This is a genomic window from Frankia sp. Hr75.2 (assembly GCF_949319125.1).
GTDB lineage: Bacteria > Actinomycetota > Actinomycetes > Frankiales > Frankiaceae > Parafrankia > Parafrankia soli.
This window is the reverse complement of sequence record NZ_CASGGV010000310.1, coordinates 16,871-41,437: the sequence shown is the minus strand read 5'-3', so window position 1 is coordinate 41,437 and position 24,567 is coordinate 16,871. Positions and strand designations below refer to the sequence as shown.

Here is a 24,567-nt window from a genome sequence, read left to right as displayed (position 1 = left end):
CCGCGCTCGGATCCCGAGGCAGTGGGTACTGCATCTGCATGATGCCTGACGCCGCAGGCCCCGCGTTCGACGTGTGTGTGGTGGGCGCAGGCCCGGCCGGGATGATGCTCGGCCTGTTGCTCGCCCGCGACGGCCTCGAGACCTGCGTGTTGGAGAAGCACGCCGACTTCCTGCGCGACTTCCGCGGGGACACCGTGCACCCGTCCACGCTCGATCTGCTGGATTCGATCGGCCTTGGCGAACGCGTGCGCGACCTGCCCGGACGCCAGGTCACCGGGCTGAGATTCAGCTTCGCGGACGGGACCTACCAGGTCGCCGACTTCTCCCGGCTGCGGGTGAGTCATCCCTACATTTACTTCGTCCCGCAGTGGGACCTGCTGGAGATGCTCGCGCAGGCCGGCGCCGACATTCCGACCTTCACGCTGCTGCGTGAGCACGAGGTGACCGGCCTTGTCCGGGATGGCGATCGGGTGGTGGGCGCCGAGGCTCGGACCACCCAGGGCCGCCGGGTGGTGCGGGCGCGTCTCACGGTCGGTGCCGACGGCCGCGGATCTGTCGTCCGCGCGTCGCTTGGCCTGCCACTGCGACGTTTCGGCGCTCCGATGGATGTGTTGTGGTTCCGGCTCCCACGCCGGGCGAGTGACGGGGATGGCCTCGGCGGCCTGGTCGGCCCGGGACGGATGCTCATCCGCATCGATCGGGGCAGCTACTGGCAGACCGCCTATCTGATCCGCAAGGGCGGATACGACGCCGTGCACGCGGCGGGACTCGACCGCCTCCGCGACAACGTCGCGACGCTCGCTCCGGACCTCGCCGACCGGGTCGATGAGATCAGAAGCTGGGAGGACGTCCACCTGCTGAGGGTGCAGGTCGACCGGGTGCGGCGCTGGCACGCTCCCGGCGCACTGCTCATAGGGGACGCCGCTCACGCGATGTCGCCGATCGGCGGGGTCGGGATCAATCTGGCGATCCAGGACGCGGTCGCCGCGGCACGTATCCTCCGTGCGCCCCTGCTCGCCGGCCGGGGCACCGGAACCGCACCACCGCCCGGGCGGCTGGCCGCGGTACAGCGTCGCCGCACGCCACCGACCATCCTCACCCAGCTTGCGCAGCGGGTCGCCCAACGAGGGTTGCTGCGCCCGGTGCTGGAGGCCGGCGACAAGCCGGTCACGGCGCCCATGCCGGTCCGGCTCCTCGCCCGGATACCGGCCGCCCAGCGCGTGCTCGCCCGTGCGGTCGGCGTCGGGCTCCGACCCGAGGCGGTCGGACAGGCCGCACCACACACCGCGGCGGAGAACGTCTCCCGTGCAGCCACCAACGAGAGTGATCGTTAGCCACTGAAGAAGCAAAAGAATTTGCCTGTCTTTGTAATCCATATAATTCATCTACTTATTTCCATTCACCCACGAAACGACCCACCCACAGATCAGGTCACCCTCGGGACGACTCGCCCGAACCCTTGCCAGCAGAGCCGACCCTACCCTAGGATCGAACGCATGTTCGAAGAATTTCACTGACGGTGGGCGGTGAACCTGATGGATCAGTTCGACAGCTCCATGACCCGGGCGTCGACGGCAGCGGGTATGGATTCCGAACCGCAGCGATCAGACGTCTCGTTCGACCTGGTGGACGCGCTCCACACGGTCCTGGCCGAGGCAATCGCGGCAACCGGCGCCGGAACCGCGAGGAGCGACCTGGATCAGGCCACGCCCTTCTTGCGGCGATTCTGTCATCGTGTCGACAGGTATCGCACCAAGTTAAAGGTGCTCGGCTGGCTTCAGGCAGGAATGATGGAGGATCTATCGGCCATCACTCATATGAATCCACCGCGCGAGGCGGCGACCGGGACTTTTGACGAGCTTGCTCCGGAGGACGTGGCGATCGAGGTCGGCGCCTCCGCCACCTCGGTGGCGCGAGACATGACCTACGCGCGCACGATCACGGATCGGCTCCCCCGCGCGTTGACGACACTGAAAAACGGGGCAATTGATCTATCTCGGTTGAGATCCCTGGAACGCGCCGTTCGCCCGTTGGATGACGAACTGGCGGCCGCCGTGGAGAGGCGCGTGCTGGAAGGCGGGCCACGTCCCACTCAGGGAGCCTTCGCCGATGCGTGCCGACGCACGGTCCAGCGGATCGACCCCGACGGCTCGGCGGAGCGGGCCCGTACACGAAGAGCCGCGCGACGGGTCTGGGTTCGTCCCGGCGAGGAGGGCAGCAGCACGCTGTCCGCGTTGCTCCCGGCGGAGGAGGCAGACGCCTGCTACCGGCGAGTCGACCAGGTGACCCGCGAGATCGTCGCCGCCCGGGATACCCACGACGAACGGACGACGGACCAGATCCGGGCCGACGTCGTCGTCGACCTGCTCACCGGACGAGCCGAGCACGGCCGGCCGTTCTCCTGCGACGTCCAGGTGGTCGTGCCCGTGACCACACTGCTCGGCATATCGTCGGAGCCCGGTGAGATCCCAGGTGTCGGCACCATCCCCGGAGCGGTCGCCCGCGAGATGGCCGCTCGGCCAGGGTCGACCTGGCGGCGACTCCTGACCGACCAGCGCGGCGTCCTCCTCGACGTCTCCGACCGCCGGCACCCCACCCCGGCGCAGGTACGTCACGTGCGCGCGCGCGACCGCACCTGCCGCATGCCCGGGTGCGCCCGGCGCGCGATCCACTGCGAGCTCGACCACACCGTCCCCGACGCCGTGGGCGGCCGGACAGCGCTGGACAATCTGGGCCTTCCGTGTCGACGACATCACCGCATGCGCCACCGCAGTGGCTGGCAGATCAGCCAGCCACGTGAGGGTGTCTTCGAGTGGACCACGACACTGGGCAGAAGGATCACGGTCACCCCGCCGCCCTATCTCGAGCCCGAGACCTCATGATCTTGACGACAAGTCCCGGGGCACGGGTGGCGAATCAGGCGGATGACGGGTGGTCGTCCGCGGCGAGCCGGGTCAGTACTGACGTGGCGATCGCGTCAAGGGCGTCGACCTGGGCTTCCGTGAGCATGTCGAACACATGCTCACGGACGAAAGCGACATGAGCGGGAGCGGCCTGTTCGATCATGGCGCGGCCGCGCTCCGTGAGCACGACAAGGGCGCCGCGGCCGTCGTCGGCGCACTCCTCGCGCGCCACGAGGCCACGCCGCTGCATCCGGGCGACGTGATGGGAGAGCCTGCTCTGCTCCCACGAGAGCTCCCTGGCCAGCTTGGTCACCCGCAGGCGCCCTTCGGGGGTGTCGGTGAGGCGGACGAGAACGTCGTAGTCGGCGAGTGAGATCCCCGCCTCCGCGGCGAGTTGGCGGTTCATCCACACGGTTAGCTGGCTGGTCATGAGCAGGTAGCGCCGCCATACGCGCTGCTCCCGCCGAGTCAGCCAGGACACCGCGGCGCCCGCGACCGCGGGTGCGGCAGGCGGCGGGACCTCGGGTGGCGGGGTCGGGAATGCGTCACCCCGGGATCTGATTGACACGTCATGCACCTTAATGATGCGTCACGGAGATGGGAAGGGGCCATCATGGCCGACATGACACAGCGGTCGAAGGTCGACATCCGCCGCGCAGACGACCGCCCCAAGACAAAGATCAACTGGCTCGACTCCAAGCACTCCTTCTCATTCGGCCACCACTACGATCCGTCAAACACACATCACGGGCTGCTACTGGTCAACAACGACGACACCGTGCGCGCAGGCGCGGGCTTCGAGACCCACCCGCACCGCGACATGGAGATCGTCACCTGGGTACTGCGGGGTTCGCTCGTCCACCAGGACTCGACCGGCAACTCGGGCGTGATCTACCCCGGGCTGGCCCAGCGGATGAGCGCCGGCCGAGGCATCCTGCACTCCGAGAAGAACGACTCGTGGCGGCTGCCCGACGGCGGCGAGCCGCACGACGAACCCGTTCACTTCGTTCAGATGTGGGTTGCGCCGGACGAGAACGGGATCGCACCCGGCTACGAGCAGCTCGAGATCGACAACGAGTTGCTCCGGGATGGCCTCGTCACGGTCGCGTCCGGGATGGAACGGCACGACGGCGCTGCCGCCATCCGTATCAGGAACCGGTACGCGGCTCTGCACGTCGCCAGGCTCGGTGTGGGGCAGAGCGTCGAGCTGCCCGACGCGCCTTACCTGCACCTGTTCGTCGCACGGGGCGAGGTGACGCTCGAAGGCGCGGGGCAGCTGCACGAGGGCGACGCCGTCAGGTTCACCGCGGTGGGCGGTCAGCGGATCACCGCCGTCGAGCCGGCCGAGGTCATGGTGTGGGAGATGCACGCCAGCCTGTCCGCCTGACGCCTTGTGTCACCGGCCGGCCGGAGATCAGCGGCCGGCCGCCCGGTAGGCGACACCAGCCGGGGTCGGCTGGCCTGACTCGTCATACAGGCCGGTCCGGCTGTCGGGATTGGCGGGAAACGCGAACCAGGCGTAGCGCTCAACGAACGGAAGGCTCTCGAGCATCGAGGTGGAGGCGGTCACGAACGCCGCCTGGCCCTCAGCGCTCGGGACCGTCGCGGGTGAGGTTGAGAAGTTCATCAGGCTGTACTCGGTCAGCCAGATCGGCAGGTGGTATCGGTCGTACACGTCCTGGATGTAGGCACGGAGCTGACTGGTCGCCCGGGTGGGGTCGAAGTCGCTGCCGTACCAGTGCAGCGCGATGAAGTCGACCTTGTAGCCCCGCTGGGCCGCGCCGGCCATGAACTGGCCGAACCAGCTGTTCGGGTCCGCGGCGCCGGCGGCGGGCGCCGGGCTACCCAGACGCATTCCGGTGGCTTCCAGCTGCGGCCACAGATCGAGAGCGGTCTGAACCGGCATGTCCGCCTGGCCGCGGAGGTCAGGCTCGTTGAAGCCGAGCAGGGTGCGGCCGTTGGCCTTCACCGTCGCGAGGGTCTGCGGAGTGACCGAGCCCGGCCCCCAGATCATCGGGACGAACTCGACTCCCGCCGGCGCCGCGATCCGCTCCGGCGCGGCTCCCCAGGTGTAGAACCACGAGACTCCCGCATCCGTCATCGACGGAGCGATCTTGTCGAAGTACCAGGTGCTCGCGCCCTTCGCAACCGTCCCGACAGGCGGATCGGTCGACCCGGGTGTCGTGGGCACTGGCGCGGCGCTCGGCGTGGCCCCCGGCGCAGTGGTCACCGGGGCAGTGGTCACCGGGGCAGTGGTCACCGGCGCCGAGGTGAGGGTCGGCACCGGAGTGACGCCGGGGTTCGGACCCGAGCTCGGGTCCGGAGCCTGGGTGGGGCCGGCGGACGGCGAGCCCGTCGGGCCGGCGGGGCTGGGGGCCGCACTGGTCGTCGGAGCGGGACCGCCTCCACCCCCGATGGGGGTAACGCAGCCCGCGAGCGCCACCATCGCGAGCAACGCCATCGACAGCAGCCTTAGCATGCTCGGCGTGCGACGCATGATCGCCTTCGAACCCGCCCGATGCGTCCGTGCCCCGGACGCGAACGCGGTTGCCGCGCTGTTCGCGGTGCGTCGCCGTTCCCCGGCGTCGTAATCGGTCACGCCGACCCTGCGCATGGATCTCTCCTTGCCTCGCCCCCCTGAATGCCCTTCCATGAACTGCTGTTCCGCCGGCCGCGCCGTGCCGGAGATCCGGCCGGCCGACAGTCGTGGCTGGCCGATGGACTGCCGCTATCCGACGGATCGCTGCCACCTGACAGATCGCTGCCACCTGACGGACTGCCGCAAAATCTGACAAAAGGCACAGCAGCGATCATTTTGCCACAGCAAGCGTGGGTACGCCAGGGTGTCGGTCCGAGCGGACCACGGGCGAATACCGCGGCGGTGCCGCGAGCAGGAGCGACCAACGGGCTGGACCACAGCTGGCGAACAGACCAGCGAACAGCCAGCAGACAACCGGCGAAGGCTCGGCGAATGGCCACCGGACACCCCGTAGACAGCCCGTAGACAGCCTGCGGGCATCCCGTCGGACGTCCCGCGGACGGCGGATCGTCCCGACTACGCGGATGACACATTCGGGCCAGGACGCCGACCAGTTTCGAGGGGTCTCGACCCAAAGAGCGATGATGTGGGTGTCTTGCCGCCAGCCCGGAACACATGTCCGCGTGACCCCCGCTCCTCCCTCACGTTCCCCACTGACAGCGACCAGGGAAAAAGCAGGTGGAGGCCGAGGGAGGCGCCGGCGTGTGGACGGGCGCCGATCGGGCCGCCGGGTCTCGACCGGGCGCACGCGGATTCCGGGGCGGGCGGCGCGGGACATGGCATCCCCTCGAGGGTGAGGGGGCCGTCGCCTGCCCGGACGGAGACGCAGCGGCAACGCCGACAGGGGGCACACGGACATGGAACATGGGGTGGCCGGCATGTACCGGGCCGGCAGCGGCCGGGGACCGGCGGACTTCGTGGCCAGGCGCGTGAACGGCCTGCTCGCAGAGGACCCGCGGGCGGTTATGCGACGCGCGGCCGGCGCGGCCTACCGGGTGGCCGGCCGGGCCGGACGAGCCGCGCTGCGTCCGCCGGAGACACAGGACCTCGGCGAGGTGCTGGCGGACACGGCCGCGCCGGAAGCCGGAACCGACGGTCTCGACGGCTCGGACGACCTCGGCGGCGAGCGCCGCCCGGCGCCGGACCCGGAGGTCCCACCGTGGGTTCCGCTCGGCGACGAGGGCCCGGTGATCTGTAACATCTGCCGGTGGCACGGCGAGGACTTCGATCTTGCCGGCCATGTCGAGATGTCGCTGTGCCCGTCCTGTGGTGCCAACGGGCGTGACCGGTTCATGCACTGGTGCCTGGCCCAGTCGGTGGATCTCAACCCCGCGCTCCGGGTCATCGAGTGCAGTCCGCGTCTCGGCGAGGACTACCGTTCGGCGATGTCCAGTTGGTTCTTCTACCGGACGTCCGATCTGGACATGCGCGCGCACCGCGGCAGCATCCGGCTCGATCTGCAGGCGATTGACCTGCCGGACGCGTCGCTGGACGTCATGCTGTGCTCGCACGTGCTCGAGCACGTTCCGGACACGGACAGTGCGCTGGCGGAGCTTCGCCGGGTGATCGCCCCGGGCGGGCACCTCGTCCTGCAGGTCCCGGTCGGCCAGGGGGTGACCGCGCCGCCGACGGAACCCGAGTTCCACATGGACTGGACCCCGGTCTTCTGGCGCTTCGGGTTCGATCTGACCGAGCGGCTACGCAAATCCGGGTTCGAGGCGGACCTGCTGTGCACCGCGTCGATGCTCGAGGCCGCGCTGACCGGGGAGAACCTGTGGCCCGACTGGTCCCGGGAGTTCGACGTCCCCGGAATGCTCGACGGGGTGATCGCCGCGGACCTGAAGGTCATCGCCGACCGAGCGGCCGAGCACCGGCTCGGGATCAGCCCGGGCTACATGTACTTCACGTGGCACTGCCGCGTGCCGGCGCACGAATAGGTGCGAGGTAGATCCGCCGGGCTGACGAGCGCCGGCCGAAAATTCCAGCAGGCGAGGATTCCGGCGGTTTCGACGTCCGTCGGGGATGATTCCCGCAACGGCTGCACCGCACCATCCGCGAAAACGTTTTCGCGCCCGCGGATACCGAGCTAATTTTTAGCTGCCATTTCATGTTCTGCGGCGTACGGGCGTTCGGCGGCGGCCCCTCGAACCCTGCCGTCGCCCGTCCGGCGTGGGGCGTTGCCCGCCGGAGCGCCGCGCCGGAGACTGCCGTGACGGTCACCCCACAGGGGACCGCCGCCACGTGCCCACCGAGCAGGTAGGCGCCAGGACCTGGACGTCTTCTGCCGGTACTCGCCCGGGGCACCGCACCTGGCACCGCACCTGGAGCCGCCCCGGACACCGGCGGCTCGTCGCACGTGCCCGACGGTCTCGTGGGGCTCGTAGGTCTCGTATGGCTCATAGCACTCTCATGGCGCTCATCGGGGTGCCCGCAGCGCGCTGCGGTCGGCCGGCTACCCGACCCGGACCGGACGTAGGGCCGCAAACAACGACAAAGTGCCACGTTGTCGCGAATGAGACGCCCGGCAAACCGCCGTCGACCCGCGGTAAACCGCCAGAATCGGACTGGCGGAAGCGAAAGGACTGAATATGCGTACGGTGCGGGGGACGTCGACGCGGCGGTCGGCGTGGTGGCCGGGCTCGAATCCCCAGCGTCCGGGAGCCGATTCCCACCGGACGCGAGCGGCTTCCGGCGGGAGCCGTGCGACACCGTCGACGGCACGCGGTCGCCTGCTGCCGGGCACGCTGCTGATCTCGGCGCTGCCCTCGGTACTCACCGTGGCTCTCCTCATGCCGACCGCCGCAGCGCAGGCCGGCACGCCGAGCCGGGAGGTCACCGCACCGGCTCGGGCCGCCCTCATCGCGTTCGAGGCCGAGGACGTGCTCGGGCAGATCGACGTCGACGTTGATCTGGGGCCCGACGAGGAGTCCGAGAGCATCCGCCGATTCCAGGAGGCGGCGGAGGCGATCGCCGAGTTCTCCCGCCAGGCCGCGGCCCGCGGCAACTCGGCACCCGCGCCTACGCAGGCTCCGCCTGGTCCGCCGGTAACCCGGCAGCGGCCCGCGCCCGCCGCCGGGACGGGGTCCAGCGGCGGGACAACGAGCTCCGGTCCCGGTTCACCGGCGGGAACCGGCACGGGCGCAGGAAGCGGGACGGACACGGCAGGCAGCATCGGCGCCGGCACGGGAAGTGGGACCGGAACGGACGGTGCCAGCCCGGGAGGCGACGCCCCCGTCCAACAGGGCACCGCGGCCGGCGGAGCACCGACCGGCGACGCTCCCCCCGACGGCACCTCGGCCGGCTCCGCGACGAGCGGTGGCGTGGCGAACGGGCCGGCGGGCGGCGATGGTCCCGGCTCCGTCCGTGCCGGCACCGGAGGCAGCATCACCGATGACAGCACTGCCGGTGACAGTGCCACCGGCGGAAGCACGGGCGGTGGAGCAGGGCCACGGCCAGGTACGCGCATGGCGGCGCCGCGCTCCGGTGCGGAGCAGGCGTTGCTCACCGGGATGAACACGCTGGCAGTCGGCCTCGCGGTGGCCGGGCTGGCAGGCGCTCCCCTCGCCGGCGGGCTGAGGCGCCGGTCGTTTCAGGAGCGAAGCCGCCGATCCGATCTCGCGCTCGTGCCCGCCGCCACGACCGGGCCGGATCAGTTCCCCGCGCTCGACGACGTCCGGCAGCACAGCCGGGAGTACGGCCGGCCGTAAGCAGGCCGGCCGCCGCGACGGTCCACAACCAGCACTACGGGCGCTCCATGGGCGTCGCCGACCGAGCGCCGGAGTGACCCACAGGACACTTCGCCACGTGTCGTTCCGGGCACCGAACGTGCACTCCTGGCCATCGGCCCAGCCGCAACAAGGTCGTCCATAGGTCTTCCCATGGCATTCCAAGGGTTCCACCGGCGAGACGAATGCGCGGCCCCCACCTGGGGCGCTCCCGACCAGCACCCGACATCGCCTGTAGCACAGCACATCTCCACCATCCTGGCGATCATTTGAGGAGACCACCCGCGGTAACCGGCTCCCGACGAACTCCCATCGCCGGATCGTTGCGCTACACCACGTCAAACCCTGAAAAACGAGACGGACCTCCCCAGGCAGGGTCCGGGCGCCGCATTACTGTGACGCCGTCGAGTAACCGAACGGGCCCTTGGGGGGGTCTCAGGGCTCGACTCCAACAGGGATGGTCTGCATGGCAGGCAGGCACGAAGCCGACCGGACGCCGGTCGGCTCACCGCCGCGGGGCGGCGTCGCGGGACTCACGGGACTCCGGTACCGCGCCCGGCCGCACAAACCGAACGGCCCACGCAACCCGAACACCCCACGCACCCCGCACGACACGGAGCAACGCAACCCGCAGGACGCCGCCCCTCACGACGTGGACCCGCGCACTCCGCACGACGCAGCCCCGCACGACGGACCTCGGACGACGGCCGGCACAGCGAGCCGACGCGGACTGTTCGGCTCGCTGGCGGCCTTCGGGCTGACCGCCGCAGGCTGCTCGTTCGGCGGCCCCGGCGGTGGCGGCGGAGCGATACCGACGGCCACGGCGACGGCCGTCGCGCCGACCACGCGACCTCCGATGACCGGCGGGCCCACCACGGCGCCGACGGCCACCGGCACGCCGACCACCATGCCTACGACACCGGGCACGCCGGGTGCACCGGGCACACCCGGTCCGTCCCCGACGGCCTCGCCTCCCCCGCCCGCCGGGGGTGGTGCCGGTGCCGCGACGCCGGCCTTCCTGCGCGGGCGCGACCCGGTGGTGCACCTGCTGAACCGGGCCACGTTCGGGCCGACACCGGAGCTGGTGGCAGAGGTGAAGGCTGCGGGTGTCGGAGCATGGCTGGACCGACAGCTCGATCCGGCCTCGATTGGCGACGGGACGGTCGACGCGGTCCTCGGTCGTTTCCCGTTCCTGGCCAAGACCGGCCGCGAGCTCCACGCCATCGAGGGCGACATCGACTACAAGGACGTGATCGGGCTCGCGGTGGCCTCGATCGCGCGAATGACCTGGTCGAACCGCCAACTGCTGGAGCGGATGGTCGACTTCTGGCAGTCACACGTGTTCAACAAGGGCTACCCGAACGACAACCTGTGGCGGGACTCGTTCCCGGACGACCGGGAGGTCATCCGACCGAACGCACTGGGCCGGTTCGCGGATCTGCTGCTCGCGGAGACGACGAGCCCGGCGATGATCCGTCGGCTGAACGCCGACCGGTCCACCGTGCGGGCGCTCAACGAGAATCTCGGACGGGAACTGCTCGAACTGCACACCGTCGGCGTGGGTGCCGGTTACGGCCAGGACGGGGTCCTGAACAGCGCCCGCATCCTGACCGGGATCTCCATCGACGCCGAGTCGAAGAAGTACGCGTTCAAGTCGAAAGACCACTACGTCGGCCCGGTCCAGGTGCTGGACTTCTCCTCGCCGAACGGCTCCGCCGAGGGTGGGGAGGCCGTGATGAAGGCCTACCTGGACCATCTGGCGCATCACCCGGCGACCGCCGCGTACCTCACCCGCAAGCTGGCGACCTATTTCGTCGCGGACGATCCGCCGCAGTCCCTCTGCGACATGCTGGCGCAGACCTACCTGGCGAACGACACCGCGATCGCACCGGTACTGAAGGCGTTGTTCACCTCCGCCGAGTTCGGCCAGGCAGTGGGCCTGCGCACCCGCCGGCCGCTGGAGGACATCGTCGCCACGCTGCGCGTTCTCGGGATCGGCCCGCCGGCCTCGGGCACCGAACCCGTCGTCGCGCTGTACTGGATGGCCAACGACATGGGAATGGCACCGCTGGCGTGGCCGGCTCCGGACGGATATCCGCTGCGGGCGGAGCGATGGGTTTCGGCGTCAGCCACGATCGGCCGGTGGAACATGCACCGGAACCTTCTCAACGGGTGGTATCCGAAGGGTCTGGGAACCCCGGCGGTGAACAGCCTGCTCGGGGACGCGCCACCGGCCGCCATGGCCGAGGTGGTGGACGTGCTGGCCCGGCGGCTCGTGTTCCAGCCGCTCGCGCCCGAGCACGGCGCGGCACTGGCGACATTCCTCGGTGACCGCGGGTCGCGGAAGCCGGCGGACAACGAGTATCTCGTCGGCCAGCTCGGCTCGCTCATTCTCGACTCCCCCTACCACGTCTACGGATAGGCGGCCGACCGATGGTAAAGAATCTACCTGCGGCCGACCAGTGCACGCTCAGCCGGCGCGGAGTTCTCGCGGCGGCCGGCGCCGTCGGCATCACGGCCGGCGTCGCCTCCGTGCTGCCGATCCGCGTGGCCTTCGCCGACACCCCCGGCCGAACCCTGGTCGTGATCTCGCTGCGCGGCGGGATGGACGGCCTGAACGCACTGGTGCCGGGCGCGGACCCGAACTACGCGGGCCTGCGCGCCGACATCGCCATCCCGACGGGCCAGCTCATCCCGATGGATCGGACGTTCGGCCTGCATCCCGCGTACGCGTCGCTGAAGCCGCTGCTGGATGCCGGGAAGGTGGCGGCGGTTCCCGCCGCGGGGCTGCTCGACAACTCACGCAGCCACTTTCAGGACACGTTCAACCTCGAGATCGGCGGTGCCGGCCAGAACAGCGGTTATCTTGCCCGCCTGCTGAGCGTCCTGAGCCCGGGTTCGGCGTTCCGCGGGATCCAGGAGGGCGGCTCGCTGCCGACCTCCTACCTCGGCTCCGCCGAGGCCCTGACCCTCAACGGCATCGACAACTTCAAGGCGAACGGCTGGGGCCAGGGTGCCGAGGAGACCGCGACGGCCACCGCGCTCGGCGCGCTCTTCGCCGGCCCCGACGCCGGCCGCCCCTACGCCCGCGGCGTCGCGACGACCCTGGCCGCGCTAGCCGAGGGCAAGCAGATCGCGGCCAAGCCCTACACCCCGGCCGACGGCGTGACCTACCCCGACGAGGGCCTGGGCCGAGCGCTACGGGACGTCGCCCGCCTGATCAAATCCGGGACCGGGCTCCGGGTCGCGGCGATGGAGACCGGGGGCTACGACACCCATGTCGGCCAGGGCGGGGTGACCGGCAGCCTGGCGACGCTGCAGAAGCGGCAGGGCGACTCGATCGCGGCGTTCTTCGCCGACCTCGGCCCGCAGGCCGCCGACGTCACCCTGGTCACCATCCAGGAGTTCGGCCGGCGCGCGGACACCAACGGAAACGGCGGGACCGACCACGGCGGCGGCGGCGTCATGTTCGTGATCGGCGGCGGCGCGGTCGGCGGGGTGCACGGCAAGTGGACGGGCCTCGCGCCCGACCAGCTGGACGACGGCGCGGTGCCCGTCCTGAACGACTACCGCAACGTCCTGGGCGACGTGATCCGCTGGCTCGGGATGTCCCAGGAGCAGCTCGGGACGGTCTTCCCCGGGCTGACCCACGCCCCGGTCGGGGTCACCTCGGCCTGACGCGACCTCCCGCGCGCTGTATCCCCGACGCGCGGTGGACGTCCCCTCCTCGAGAAGGCGGCCGGGGCCCCGGTGTCCGCCGGGGCCCCGGCGCTGGCCCGCCGCCCGATGCTGGTCAGCCCCTCAGCGCTGGTCAGGGCCTCAGCGCTGGTCAGGGCCCCGCTGTCGGCCCGGCTCCTGGTGCCGGCTCGTGGGCGCGGGTGAGGAGGTGGAGGGCCGTCGTACCAGGTCCGCGTACGCGGGATGCCGATCTATGTAGGCCTTGATGAACGGGCACCGGGGGATGACGGCCAAGCCCTGGGCGCGCGCCGAATCGAGCGCCCCAGCAGCCAACGCGGAGCCCACGCCGGTGCCCTTGTGGGCCGGATCGACCTCGGTGTGGGTGAAGATGATTCGCGAGCTCGACCGCGTGTACTCGGCGAACCCCGCGACCTCCCCGGTCGGAGTTCTGGCCTCGAACCGGCCGGCCGGGGGGTTGTCGACGACTGTCACGTCCATGGCGCCCATCCTTGCCGGTCCGCGCGGATCAGGCGATGTCGAGGATCTCCTCGACCGGCCGCCGGGGGGTGGCCGCCAGCGGCGGCTGCTCGGGGTCGGGGCGGCCCAGCCGCAGCAGCATCTGCACGTGACCGATGCCCCCGGTCGCCGAACGCATCAGCTCGCGGATGGCGGAGACGTCCAGCACCTGCCCCAGCGGTGAGGCGGCGAGCCCGCGCGCCGTCGCCGTGAGCAGCACCCGGCCCGTCGCACCGCCGGCGAGCAGCCGGTCGGTGGGCCGATCCGAGTCGGTGCCGATGGCGACGACCGTCGGCCGCTCCACCGCCAGCCGCTCCACCGCCGGCTCGGACGAACCGGCCGCGCCGGCCGGTTCGAGGCCGCCGACCACGTCGAAGTCCCGCAGGACGAACTCGGACTGGCGCGTCGCCGCGCCACCGACGACGGCCTCGCGGGGGATGCCGTCGCGTGCCTGCGGCGAGGTGCGGCTCCAGTGCCTCAGTTCCTCGGTGTAGGCGGGATCGTGGGCCTCCTGCCAGTCCGCGCGGGAGAGCAGGACCGACGTCTCGACCCGGGCGTCCGCGCTCTCCACGAACCGCACCCAGGCCGACTCCGCCTCGGCGGCGCGGCGCAGCGCGGCGAGGTCGTCGGCCCCGAGCCGCCCCCGCTCCCCTGTCAGGAACGGACGGCGGTCGGTGTGCCGGTTGGACATCGCAGCCGCCAGCTCCGCCTCGGCCGGCGCGGGCGGGCGGCGGTCCGCTACGGCGATCGTGGCCAGCGGGACGTCCGCGGACGGCGGGGCGCCGTCGTCGAGCGGGCCGAGGGCCACGACGGGGAGCAGGCCGCGCGAGCGCGCGGCGAGCCGGGCGAAGGTCAGGGCGGCCCCGCAGCTGACCAGGAGCTGGCGTCCCTCCGGGTCGGCGACGTGCAGCAACCGCTCGGGATCGGCGAACAGGTGCAGACCGTCGGCGTCGAAGCGCCACCGCCAGGGCTGGGTGTTGTGGATCGACGGCGCGAGCGTGGCCTGCGCCACGATCGCGCGGGCGTCGTCCTCCGTCAGGCGTACCGCGGTGTCGACCATGACCTCTCCCGTCTGTCTGCTCCGAGCATCCTTATGCCCGCCCGGGCGCCGGCTCCCCCGGCCCCGGGGCGGACGCGTGTCTCGTTGCGGTCCGCCGTCGCTCGGTGACCGGAAAGCGCCGCACCGCGGCTATTGTTGCCCGAATGGACGCTGCGGGGACGCACACGGTACGGGGGATTCACACGGCACGAGAGATGAACTCAGTACGAGAGCTACCCACGGTACGGGTCTTCCTCCTTGACGACCACGAGATCGTCCGTCGTGGGGTCCGCGAGGTGCTCAGTGACGCCGGCGGCATCGAGGTCGTGGGCGAGGCGTCGACCGGGTCCGAGGCGGCCGCCCTCGTCCCCCGCCTGCGGCCGGACGTCGCGCTGCTCGACGCCCGGCTGGAGGACGGCAGCGGCATCGACGTCTGCCGGGACATCCGCGCGGCCTGCCCCGAGGTCGGCTGTCTGATCCTCACGTCCTACGACGACGATGACGCGCTCTTCGCCGCGATCATGGCAGGGGCGGCGGGCTACCTGCTCAAGCAGATCCGCGGCACCGACCTCGTGGGCGCGATCCGGACCATCGCGGCCGGCGGCTCCCTGCTCGACCCGGCCGTGACCGCCAGGGTCCTCGCCCGGCTCCGGGAGGGAAGCGACGTGGGCCGGGCCTCGGCGGTGTTGGGCACCCGGGAGCGGGAGATCCTGGTCCTGATCGCCGAGGGCCTGACCAACCGCCAGATCGCCGGCCGGCTGCACCTCTCCGAGAAGACCGTGAAGAACTACGTCTCGTCGATCCTCGACAAGCTGGGCCTGAGCAGCCGCACGCAGGCCGCCGTGTACGCCGCGCGTCGCCACGCCTGACGGCAGCGCCTGAAAGCGGCCGTCAGGCCCGCCGGACGCCCGTCAGGCAATGCAGCGCTCGGCGGCGTGGAACACCTCGGCGACCGGCACGGTCGTCTGGATCACCCTGGCGGTCGGCCACGGCTCCGCCCACGAGCTCATCGCGCGGTGTACCGCGGACGTGGCGCCAGCTGGGTCGCTGGCGGAGTCCCGGCGGGTCAGCCGCGTGGCCGCGACCTCCGGTGAGGTCACGCAGCGCAGCTCGAGGAACTCCGCGGCCGTCTCGCGCGCCAGCCGCGCGGCCGCCGCGCGGTGGCGGCCGTCCGACCAGGAGGCGTCGATGATCACCGTCTCGCCGCGTTCCAGTGCCCGGCGGGCACGGGACAGCAGCACCGTGTAGGTCCGCGCGGTGATCTCCGAGGACAACGGCCAGATGAAGGACGCGCCGAGGTCCGCGGGCACGGCGGGCCGCTCCGGGATGGCAGGCCCGCTACCGGGGGTGTCCGGATCGACGTGGCCGTCGGCGGCGAGCTCCGCCCGCACGGCGTCGGAGCGCAGCAGCAGGCGGCCGTCGTCCGCGTCGGCGAGCCGACGGGCGAGGGTCGATTTCCCGGTGCCGGGCAGGCCGCCGACCAGGACCAGCCGTACCCGGGCCCGGCGCAGGTGCCGGTAGGCGATGTCGGCGAGCCGCCGGGCCCGTTCGCCGGCCTCGGCGCCCGGGCCCGGGCCGGCCTCCGCCCCCGCCTCGGCCAGGATCCGCCGGTACCGCAGGCAGGTCACCCGGGCCTCGGTGAAGGCCCGGTAGGCGATGTAGAAGTGCTCGAGCGAAGGCGGATGGGCCTGCGCGGAGAAGTCACGGTACCAGCGCATCAGGCGCTCGGCGTCCTCGGGCGAGCCGAGCCGCTCCAGGTCCATCACCAGAACGGCGACGTCGCCGAGGACGTCCCCGGCCCGCAGCCGCGGGTCGGACTCGACCCGGTTCAGGATGCGCGGGCCGTCGTCGAGGCAGTGGATGTTCTCGGCCCGCAGGTCGCCGTGGCCGTCGCGGATCCGCCCGGCGCGCCGGCGCTCGGCCAGCAGCGGGCCGCGGCCGGCCAGGTACCGCAGCGCCAGCCGCCCGATCTCGTCGACGACGTCGGCGTCGATGACCTTCCCCTGGAAGGGCTCGAGGCCGCCGAGCGCCTCCTTCCACTGCCCCGCGACAGCCTCGGCGTCGCCGGAACGGCCGATCACCTCGGACGTCCCGCACCGCTCGTGGAACGCGGCGACCGCCCGCGCGACGGCGCGGAGCTGGTCGTCGACGCGGTCCGCGTGGCGCACCAGCGCGGAGAGCCGGCGGCCGGCGGGCATTCGCCGCAGGACGACGGCATGGTCGCACACCTCGCCGCCGTCGCCGAGGACGTCGGCGACCCCCAGGTACACGTCGGAAGCGAGCCGCCGGTTCAGCTCCACCTCGGCGCGGCAGGCCGCCAGCCGGGCCGCCCGGCTCCGCAGGTCGAGGAGCCCCGGCTCAACGGGTTTCTTCCGTTTGTAGACACGATCACCGTGCAGGCAGAGGACCGCGCTCCCCGTCTCGACGACCCGCGTCTCGCCGGTCGGGCGAGACCACAGATCGGCCGGGACCGACGCCGCGGTCTTCTGGTCAGCCGGCATGGCACCTCCTGCGCACCGGACACCGCCGCCCCCGCCGCCGGGATCCGATCGCCGCTGTCCTGTCGATGGTCCGTCTCACCCGGAACCATCGTGCCGCGCGCGACCCCCCTGTTGGTCCCTCCGAGGGCACGGACCGGGAGGTCCTTTGCACCCCCCCGCGATGGTCCTCGGACCCGTCGACGACAGCCCGGACGTCCGGCGCCGGACGTCCACCGCGGGGCCCGGCTCGAGCGGCCGGCGGGCTACGGCAGCGGGACCGCCCAGCGCAGCTGGGTGCCGCCGGACGGGCCGGGGGCGATGTCGAAGGTCCCACCGAGCTCCTCGGCGCGGCTGCGCAGGTTGTGCAGGCCGCTGCGCCGGCCGGTGTCGCCCAGCCCGACCCCGTCATCGGTGACCTCGGCGCACAGCCAGCCCTGGCCGACGGTGACCGACAGCTCCACCCGGCTGGCGCGGGCGTGGCGCGCCACGTTCGACAGGCTCTCCCGCGCGACGGCGAGGAGATGGTCGGCGATGTTCCCCTCCAGCGCGGTGTCGAGCGGGCCGTCCACCCGCAGGCGCGGGCTGAAGCCGAGCGCCTCGGCGACCTCCTCGACGATCTCGCCGAGGCGGGCCCGCACGCCCGGCCCGCCAGTGCTGCGCCGCCCGCGCAGCTCGAAGACCGTCGAGCGGATCTCCCGGATGGTCGCGTCGAGGTCGTCGACGTAGGTGGCGAGCCGGCCGGCGGACTGCGGGCGGTCCTCGGCGGCCGCCATCCCCTGCAGGCCCAGCGCGACGGCGTAGAGCCGCTGCATGACGTGGTCGTGCAGGTCACGGGCGATCCGGTCGCGGTCCTCCAGGACGAGCAGCCGGTCACGGGTGGCCCGGGACGCGGCCAGGCCGAGGGCGACCTGCACATGCCCGGCGAACGTCGCCGCCATGTCCAGATCGCCGTCGGCGAACGGCCGGCCCGCGGGCCCCCGGGCCAGCACGACCGCGCCCGTCCCGACCTGCGCCCCGACCAGGGGGATGACCATCAGCGGGCCGATGTCGAGGCCGCCGAAGCCGGTGACGCCCGGCTCGGCCGCGGCGTCGTCGACCAGCAGGGGCCGCCCGGCCGCGACCGCCCGGCCGGCGAGGGTTCCGGCCGTCGGCACGGACTCGCCCAGGAGGCGGTCGGCCTGCGGGCCGTCGGCCGCGTCGACGAGCAGCTCCTCGGTCGCCCCGGCGGCGAGCAGGACGCACGCCAGATCGGCGTCGGCGACCTCGCGGGCCCGCGCGACGATCAGCGTGAGCGGCTCCGGCCCGTCCGCCAGCAGGTGGCGCATGATGTCCGCGGATGCCTGCAGCCACTGCTGGCGGCGCTGCGCCGCACCGAACAGCCGGGCGTTCTCGATCGCCACGCCGGCGCTCGCGGCGAGGGCCAGGACGAGCTCCTCGTCCTGCGCGGTGAAACGGCGCCCGCCGCGCTTCTCGGTCAGGTAGAGGTTCCCGAAGACCTCGCTGCGGACCTTGATCGGGACGCCGAGGAACGTGCGCATCGGCGGGTGGCCGGGCGGGAAGCCGACCGCGTGCTCGTGCGCGGCGATGTCGTCGAGGCGGACGGCTCGGGGCTCGGCGGTCAGCAGCCCGAGCACCCCCTCGCCGCGAGGCAGGTGGCCGATCCGGCCGACCAGATCGGCGTCCATCCCGACGTGGATGAACTGTTCGAGCCGGCCGTCGCGGGCGATCACGCCGAGCGCGCCGTAGCGGGCGTCGACCAGCTCGCAGGCGGCCTCCGCGATCCGCCGGAGGACGACCTCCAGGCTCAGGTCGGCGGCGACCGCGCGGTGCGCCCGCAGCAGGCCGCGCAGCCGGCCCTGGGTGGTCATCACCTCATGCGCGCGCTCGACGAGCTGCGCCATCAGCTCGTCCAGCTCGAGCCGGCCGGGGCGCTCCGCGCCGAACTCGTCGAACGCGTCCGGGACGTCCATGATCTTGAGGCTCTCGGTGGTCTCCTCGACGTCCCGAGCCGTCAGGATCTCCTGGATCTCGCGTATTTCCCGGATCTGCTGAATTTTGTGGATCTCCCGGATCTCGTCGATTCCGGCGCCGGTGCCGGCACCGCCAGCTGCACCAGCGGCACCGGCGGCACCGGCGGCACCGGCGGCACCGGAATCGCCGCCGAGACGGTGATCGCCGCCGACGCCCTCGGGCCACGGGTCCATGGTCTACAGACGCTATCGAATATCAGCGCGCCGCCAGCCCCGATCGCTCGCCTCCGGGACGGCCGGACGGACCGGGCCCGGGCGTCCCGTCCCAGGTGGGCGCGCTGCCGACCGGGCCACGACCAGCACGGAGACGGATACCGCACAGGCTCACCGCGTGGGGCCTTTCGGCACCCCCGGCGGCGGCCGAGCCGAACTGTCGGAGGTCGCGCCTACCGTGCTCAGCAAGTTGGCCGGTGGCCGCCTGGCACCCGCCCGTCGCTCGGCGGCTGCGGCTGCAGCCGCAGCCGCAGCCGCAGCCAGACAACACGTTCCGGAGGCGTGATGAACACACATTCCCCGCCCGCCGTCGAGGCCGTGGGCCTGGTGAAGACCTTCGGCGGCACCCGCGCCGTCGACGGGCTCGACCTGCACGTCGCGGCCGGCAGCGTCTACGGGGTGCTCGGGCCGAACGGTGCCGGCAAGACGACGACGATCCGCATGCTCGCCACCCTGCTGCGCCCGGATGCCGGCTACGCGCGGGTCCTGGGCCACGACGTTGTCACCGACGCGGCGGCGGTGCGCAGCCGGGTCTGCCTGACCGGCCAGTACGCGTCCGTGGACGAGGATCTCACCGGCACCGAGAACCTCATCCTGCTGGCCCGCCTGCTCGGCCACGACCGGTCCGCCGCGCGGGCGCGCGCCGCGGCACTCGTCGAGGCCTTCGGTCTGACCGAGGCAGCGGGGCGCATGGCCAAGACCTACTCGGGCGGGATGCGCCGCCGGCTGGACATCGCCGCGAGCCTCGTCGTCACCCCCGACCTGATGTTCCTCGACGAGCCGACCGCCGGCCTCGACCCGCGCAGCCGTGCCCAGGTGTGGGACATCGTCCGGGCGCTGGTCGCCGGTGGCACGACCGTCATCCTCACCACCCAGTACCTGGACGAGGCCGACCAGCTCGCCGACCGGATCGCGGTGATCGACCACGGAAGAGTGATCGCCGAGGGCACTCCGGGCGAGCTGAAGTCCTCGGTCGGCTCGGGCACCCTCCACGTGCGCGTCCGCCTGCCCGAGCAGCGGGCGGACGCCGAGCGCCTGCTCACCGGCGCACTGGGCGTCCCCGTCCGGTACGAGTCGGACCAGGTGGCGCTCTCCGCCCGGGTCTCGGACGGCGAGCCCGTGGCGGAGGCGCTGGCGGGGCTGAACCGCGCGGGCATCGAGCTGACCGAGTTCGCGCTCGGCCAGCCGAGCCTGGACGAGGTCTTCCTCGCCCTCACCGGCCATCCGGCCGATGACGGCGCGCCCACCCCCACCGAGACCACCACCGACATGAACGGAGCGAGGGTCGCATGACCGCCGCCGAGACGACCACCGCCGGAACAGGCGCCGCCGGGACAGCCACCACCAGCGCAGGCACCGCCGGAACAGGCGCCACGGGCACGGGCTCCGGTGCGGGCACAAGGCCGCCGGCGGCCGGGGCGGCCGTGCCGCCGGATCTGCGCGCGGTGCTCGCGACCGGTGCCCGCCCGGCGCGGCCCACCCCGCTGGCGGCCTCGCTCACCTTCGGCTGGCGGGCCCTGCTGAAGATCAGACATGTGCCCGAGCAGCTCTTCGACGTGACCGTCTTCCCGATCATGTTGACCCTGATGTTCACCTATCTGTTCGGCGGCGCGCTCGCCGGGTCGACGCAGGAGTACGTGCAGTTCCTGCTGCCCGGAATCCTCGTCCAGGCGATCGTGATGATCACGGTCTACACCGGGGTGACCGTCAACACCGACATCACCAAGGGCGTCTTCGACCGGTTGCGGTCACTGCCGATCTGGCAGCCGTCCGCACTCGTCGGAGCGCTGCTGGGCGACGTGTTCCGCTATTCGATCGCCGCCGTCCTCATCCTCGCACTGGGGCTGGCGATCGGTTTCCGGCCGGAGGGGGGCGCGCTCGGCGTCCTGGCCGCGGTGGCCGTCGTCATCGCCTTCTCGTTCAGCCTCACCTGGGTGTGGACGGTGCTGGCGATGGTGCTGCGCACCCCGAACTCGGTGATGGGCGTGAGCATGATGATTCTTTTTCCACTGACCTTCGTCAGCAACATCTTCGTGCGGCAGGAGACGCTGCCCGGGTGGCTCCAGGCCTTCGTCGACGTCAACCCGATCACCCATACGACGAACGCCTCCCGCGGGCTGATGCACGGCGTCGCCACGGCTGAGCAGCTCGGATGGGTCGCGCTGTCGTGCGCGCTTCTGCTCACCGTGTTCGGCCCCCTGACGATGCGGATGTATCGCGGCCGGAGTTGACCGGCTCCCGAGACGGCCTGATCAGCCCGGACGAAGGTGCCCGGACGCACGTGCAGTGGCCCCTTGCATCGGTTTCTGCATCCGCGGTCTTGCAACTGCACGTTCAGACCTCGATGATCTGTTCTCAGCCTGAAGTGCTGGAAACCGTGCGAGATCGTCCGTGGAGGCAGTGTTGACCCTTGATCAGGCCGCCGTTCACGGGGCAGCCGCCACGGCTGAAGGACGACCGGCAGCGAGGGCCCGACATGTACGCCACTCGCGGGGCCGGCACGGTACGCGCCGGTAGTTGACCTTGTATCCGTCGCGTTCTCTCTGTCTCCCGGTCGACCTACACCTGATCATCGTCATGGACGACGCGGTGCTCCTCACCACCCGTGGCACCAGAACCGCCCGTGACACCAGGACCACCTGCGATGCCAGGACCGCGCGTGACGCCACGACGGCCCGTGACACCACGCCCCGGCAGCCACGGTCGTCGGCGGGCGCACGCCGGCCGGAGCCACCGGCGCCGGTGTGGTACCTGCCCGGCGCGCCGCTACGACTGGGCGAACCCGCACGGGAGACGGCCGTGCGCCTGGCCGCGGAAATCGCCGGCCTCCGGGCCGACGAGGCGGAGCTGACCCTCGCCCATGCCGCGCACCACCGGCTCGCCGGCGAGGAGCGGGTGTCCCTGTACTTCACCGCGCACTGCTGGGACGATGCCGTCGGCCCGGGCGCGGCCGGCGAGGGCGCGCCGGAGGCGATCCAGACCTGCTGGCGGCCGCTGGGCGAGCTCCAGATCGACCTGGACCCGCTCGACCGCACCGCGCTCGTCCACTGGCGGCGTGGCGAACGGTACTCCGAACCCGGGTGGCATCCTGTCCGACCGCCGACGCCCGGGGGGCTCTCGCCCCTCGACGCGCTGCGCGCCCGCTGACCCCCACGACGCGCGCCGCGGGCACGGCGGCGGGCCCGCGGCGACCCTCTCGACACCACACACTATTTGGATTCATACGGATACGAAGAGTAATATTCTTGGCAGACTCGCCCGTTGGTAGCCCCCCGCATGGTTGCCCGGCCGACGAAATCGTTACGGTCGATCCCGCATATGCGGCCCGGAGTACTGGGCAAGCGTAAAGAATCGGCTCGACGGCGACGGGCCGCGCGAAGTGCGGATTCGTCCGCAAACACGAGGGGGGGTGGCTCTTGGCCGGCCGCGACATCGACTACGACCGTCCGACGCTCATCGGATGCGGTCGCTGCGATGTGCGTTGGACGGCGCTGACCGCGGCGCACTGCCCGACCTGCCACGAGACCTTCGTCGGGTACGCCGGCTTCGACGCGCACCGCGACAGCGGACGATGCCTGGCCCCCGGCGAGGCCGGCTTGCGCTCCGACGGCGGCTACTGGCGCAGGGAGGACGAGCGATCCCCGGGCCGACTTGTCACGATCCCGCGCCAGGTCACGACCGACACGGTCGCCCGTCCCGCGTGACCCTCGCAGGTGCTGGCGACGCTGGTGCCAGCCGCCCGGCAGCCGCCGCCGACCCCCAGCGCCGAACCTTCGGACGTCGGTTCTCGGCACTCACCGGCCGGGTTTCCTGCCGATCCCTGCCCACAAGAGGTGATTCCCCACCGGTTGCGCAGGACGATCAGTCATAAGCCAGGATTCGGCGCGGGTAAGGCCCGACACCGCATTACGTGCCGCACCCGCAGTTCGACAGAAGAATCACGCAGCGTGGAACGCGGGCGGCCCGAGCCCGCGCGGTGGGGAACGAGCGGCCCGGTCAGGAACCGAAGCCGGGCAGGAGGAGCTGCTCCTCCAGCGGCGCCCGGCCGGCCACCGCCGCGGACACCGCCGTAACGGCACGTGTCGGACCACGGCGGATGACCGCCGCACGCCCACCCCGCACCCCATTCGTCCCACGCACCCCACGTGCCTCCGCCGGCGCCCACCGAGAGGAGGCCGGTGAGGCGGCCGGCGCGGCGGCACCGGCGATGCCGTACCGGCGGGCCAGGTCCCGGACCAGGGCGGAGATCCGCTCGCTGTAGGCCCGCGGCGCGTGGGAGCCCCCGCCGTAGAGGGATCGGTACAGCGGGAGGAGGTCGGGGTGATGCTCCCCGAGCCAGCCGAGGTACCACTCCCGCGCCCCGGGCCGCAGGTGCAGCGCGGGCGAGCAGCGCGGCGCGGCCGGCCAGCGCGGGCGCGGAGCGGGGCCGGTGCGGCGGGCGGCTCAGCCGGACTTCGGAGCGCCGTTGTTCGCCGCCGCCTGCTGTGCCGTCCGCGCGAGGGCCTCGCGCAGGGAGTCGGGGGCGAGTACCCGCACGTGCGGGCCGAATGCCCAGAGCTGGCTCTCGGCGACATCGGGGCCCTCGAACCAGACCTCCACCTCCCGCCAGCCATCCGCGTCGGGCTCGCCGGCCGTGGCCAGCGCCCGCTGGCCGGCCAGCGGGCCGAGCACTCCGGGCAGGCTCCGCAGGCCTCGCGGGGACAGCGACAGCCGCGCCGGCCAGCGCAGCAGCGAGCGCGCGAAGTCCTCGTTCGACGACGCCCACCACCGCGCCAGGTGGAAGTCGGCGGGCCGGGTGAAGCGGCCCTCCGGCCCGCTTCGGACCGCAGCCTCGATGATCCGGCCGATCCGGTAGCTGCGGACGGCGGACCCGCCGCGGGCCACGAGATACCAGACACCGGCCTTGAGAACGAGGCCCAGCGGCTCGAGAGAACGCTCCACCGTCCGGTCGGGCCGCCCGTAACGGACGGTGATCCGCTGCCCGGACCAGACCGCGCCCGCGACGACCGCGAGGTGCGGCACGGGCTCCTCGGAGCCGAACCAGCCCGGCGCGTCGAGGTGGAAGCGTTCCCGGACCCGGCCCGCCCGTGCCCGCAACTCCGGCGGCAGCGTCGCGAGGATCTTGGTCTGCGCGGCCGCGGCGACCGTCTCGAGGCCGAGGCCGCCGAGCACGTCCCCGCCCGCCCCGGCGAGGAGCAGCGCGGACGCCTCGTCGCCGGTCAGCCCGTCCAGGTTCGTCCGCCAGCCCTCGACAAGACGGATCCCGCCGTGCGGGCCGGGCTCAGACCACAGTGGGACACCCGCTTCGGCGAGCGCGGCCACGTCCCGGCGCACGGTACGGACGGACACCTCGAACTGGGCGGCGAGCTCCCCCGCCGTGGCCCGGCCATGCGCCTGCAGATGGAGCAGCAGAGCCATCAGCCGGCTGGAGCGCATTGACCGAA

General features: G+C 72.1%; 20 protein-coding genes. 13 read left to right on the top strand and 7 right to left on the bottom strand.

The window, feature by feature from the left end; all coding sequences use genetic code 11:
- Positions 1–38: 38 nt before the first annotated feature.
- A complete protein-coding gene (locus AC559T_RS26495; RefSeq protein ID WP_112105857.1) occupies positions 39–1,334 on the top strand; it encodes an FAD-dependent oxidoreductase in 1,296 nt (431 codons plus the stop codon).
- A 201-nt stretch (positions 1,335–1,535) separates the two neighbouring features.
- Complete coding sequence (locus tag AC559T_RS26490) at positions 1,536–2,882, top strand: HNH endonuclease signature motif containing protein (RefSeq protein ID WP_498870457.1); 1,347 nt, start codon at positions 1,536–1,538, stop codon at positions 2,880–2,882.
- 34 nt (positions 2,883–2,916) lie between these two features.
- On the opposite strand, the gene AC559T_RS26485 is transcribed toward AC559T_RS26490, so the two are convergent.
- On the bottom strand, positions 2,917–3,471 hold the full coding sequence (locus AC559T_RS26485; RefSeq protein ID WP_235013873.1) for a MarR family winged helix-turn-helix transcriptional regulator: 555 nt from the start codon (positions 3,469–3,471) through the stop codon (positions 2,917–2,919).
- Between the two features lie 45 nt (positions 3,472–3,516).
- On the opposite strand from AC559T_RS26485, the gene AC559T_RS26480 reads away from it, so the two are divergent.
- Positions 3,517–4,290, top strand: a complete 774-nt coding sequence (locus AC559T_RS26480; protein ID WP_198541418.1) for a pirin family protein — start codon at positions 3,517–3,519, stop codon at positions 4,288–4,290.
- Positions 4,291–4,317: 27 nt separating this feature from the next.
- On the opposite strand, the gene AC559T_RS26475 is transcribed toward AC559T_RS26480, so the two are convergent.
- A complete protein-coding gene (locus AC559T_RS26475) occupies positions 4,318–5,004 on the bottom strand; it encodes a glycoside hydrolase family protein (RefSeq protein WP_498870456.1) in 687 nt (228 codons plus the stop codon).
- A gap of 13 nt (positions 5,005–5,017) precedes the next feature.
- On the opposite strand from AC559T_RS26475, the gene AC559T_RS26470 reads away from it, so the two are divergent.
- The 5 genes from AC559T_RS26470 to AC559T_RS26450 all read left to right on the top strand — a co-directional run bounded on the left by AC559T_RS26470 (position 5,018) and on the right by AC559T_RS26450 (position 12,845).
- Positions 5,018–5,494: a hypothetical protein gene (locus AC559T_RS26470; RefSeq protein WP_498870455.1), complete on the top strand. Its 477-nt coding sequence runs from the start codon at positions 5,018–5,020 to the stop codon at positions 5,492–5,494.
- 805 nt (positions 5,495–6,299) lie between these two features.
- Positions 6,300–7,379: a class I SAM-dependent methyltransferase gene (locus AC559T_RS26465; RefSeq protein WP_498870454.1), complete on the top strand. Its 1,080-nt coding sequence runs from the start codon at positions 6,300–6,302 to the stop codon at positions 7,377–7,379.
- Positions 7,380–8,030: 651 nt separating this feature from the next.
- Positions 8,031–9,149, top strand: coding sequence for a hypothetical protein (locus AC559T_RS26460; RefSeq protein ID WP_498870453.1), 1,119 nt, complete (start codon positions 8,031–8,033; stop codon positions 9,147–9,149).
- Positions 9,150–9,633: 484 nt separating this feature from the next.
- Complete coding sequence (locus AC559T_RS26455; RefSeq protein ID WP_498870452.1) at positions 9,634–11,589, top strand: DUF1800 domain-containing protein; 1,956 nt, start codon at positions 9,634–9,636, stop codon at positions 11,587–11,589.
- An 11-nt stretch (positions 11,590–11,600) separates the two neighbouring features.
- Positions 11,601–12,845, top strand: coding sequence for a DUF1501 domain-containing protein (locus tag AC559T_RS26450; RefSeq protein ID WP_498870451.1), 1,245 nt, complete (start codon positions 11,601–11,603; stop codon positions 12,843–12,845).
- Positions 12,846–12,986: 141 nt separating this feature from the next.
- Here AC559T_RS26450 and AC559T_RS26445 read toward each other — a convergent pair whose 3' ends face one another.
- Positions 12,987–13,343, bottom strand: coding sequence for a GNAT family N-acetyltransferase (locus AC559T_RS26445; RefSeq protein ID WP_498870450.1), 357 nt, complete (start codon positions 13,341–13,343; stop codon positions 12,987–12,989).
- A 28-nt stretch (positions 13,344–13,371) separates the two neighbouring features.
- Positions 13,372–14,421: an Acg family FMN-binding oxidoreductase gene (locus AC559T_RS26440; RefSeq protein WP_498870449.1), complete on the bottom strand. Its 1,050-nt coding sequence runs from the start codon at positions 14,419–14,421 to the stop codon at positions 13,372–13,374.
- A gap of 194 nt (positions 14,422–14,615) precedes the next feature.
- On the opposite strand from AC559T_RS26440, the gene AC559T_RS26435 reads away from it, so the two are divergent.
- A complete protein-coding gene (locus AC559T_RS26435) occupies positions 14,616–15,269 on the top strand; it encodes a response regulator (RefSeq protein WP_498870448.1) in 654 nt (217 codons plus the stop codon).
- A gap of 42 nt (positions 15,270–15,311) precedes the next feature.
- Here AC559T_RS26435 and AC559T_RS26430 read toward each other — a convergent pair whose 3' ends face one another.
- Positions 15,312–16,901 (bottom strand): bifunctional aminoglycoside phosphotransferase/ATP-binding protein, encoded by a 1,590-nt coding sequence (locus AC559T_RS26430; RefSeq protein WP_368951667.1) that lies wholly within the window; start codon positions 16,899–16,901, stop codon positions 15,312–15,314.
- Positions 16,902–17,143: 242 nt separating this feature from the next.
- The gene (locus AC559T_RS26425) at positions 17,144–18,850 is read right to left on the bottom strand and encodes a sensor histidine kinase (RefSeq protein WP_498870509.1); all 1,707 of its coding nucleotides are present in this window, start codon (positions 18,848–18,850) and stop codon (positions 17,144–17,146) included.
- 558 nt (positions 18,851–19,408) lie between these two features.
- Here AC559T_RS26425 and AC559T_RS26420 point away from each other — a divergent pair.
- From AC559T_RS26420 to AC559T_RS26405, 4 genes are all read left to right on the top strand, one after another.
- A complete protein-coding gene (locus AC559T_RS26420; protein WP_498870447.1) occupies positions 19,409–20,416 on the top strand; it encodes an ATP-binding cassette domain-containing protein in 1,008 nt (335 codons plus the stop codon).
- Positions 20,413–21,354 carry an ABC transporter permease gene (locus AC559T_RS26415; protein ID WP_498870446.1) on the top strand — a complete coding sequence of 314 codons (942 nt, stop codon included), beginning with the start codon at positions 20,413–20,415 and terminating at the stop codon, positions 21,352–21,354. The genes AC559T_RS26420 and AC559T_RS26415 overlap by 4 nt, the downstream gene beginning before the upstream one ends.
- Positions 21,355–21,700: 346 nt before the next feature.
- Positions 21,701–22,270, top strand: coding sequence for an NUDIX hydrolase (locus AC559T_RS26410; protein WP_498870445.1), 570 nt, complete (start codon positions 21,701–21,703; stop codon positions 22,268–22,270).
- A gap of 269 nt (positions 22,271–22,539) precedes the next feature.
- A complete protein-coding gene (locus tag AC559T_RS26405) occupies positions 22,540–22,827 on the top strand; it encodes an FDXHR family putative zinc-binding protein (protein ID WP_018503211.1) in 288 nt (95 codons plus the stop codon).
- A gap of 739 nt (positions 22,828–23,566) precedes the next feature.
- On the opposite strand, the gene AC559T_RS26400 is transcribed toward AC559T_RS26405, so the two are convergent.
- Positions 23,567–24,559: a helix-turn-helix transcriptional regulator gene (locus AC559T_RS26400; RefSeq protein WP_112105846.1), complete on the bottom strand. Its 993-nt coding sequence runs from the start codon at positions 24,557–24,559 to the stop codon at positions 23,567–23,569.
- Positions 24,560–24,567: the final 8 nt, after the last annotated feature.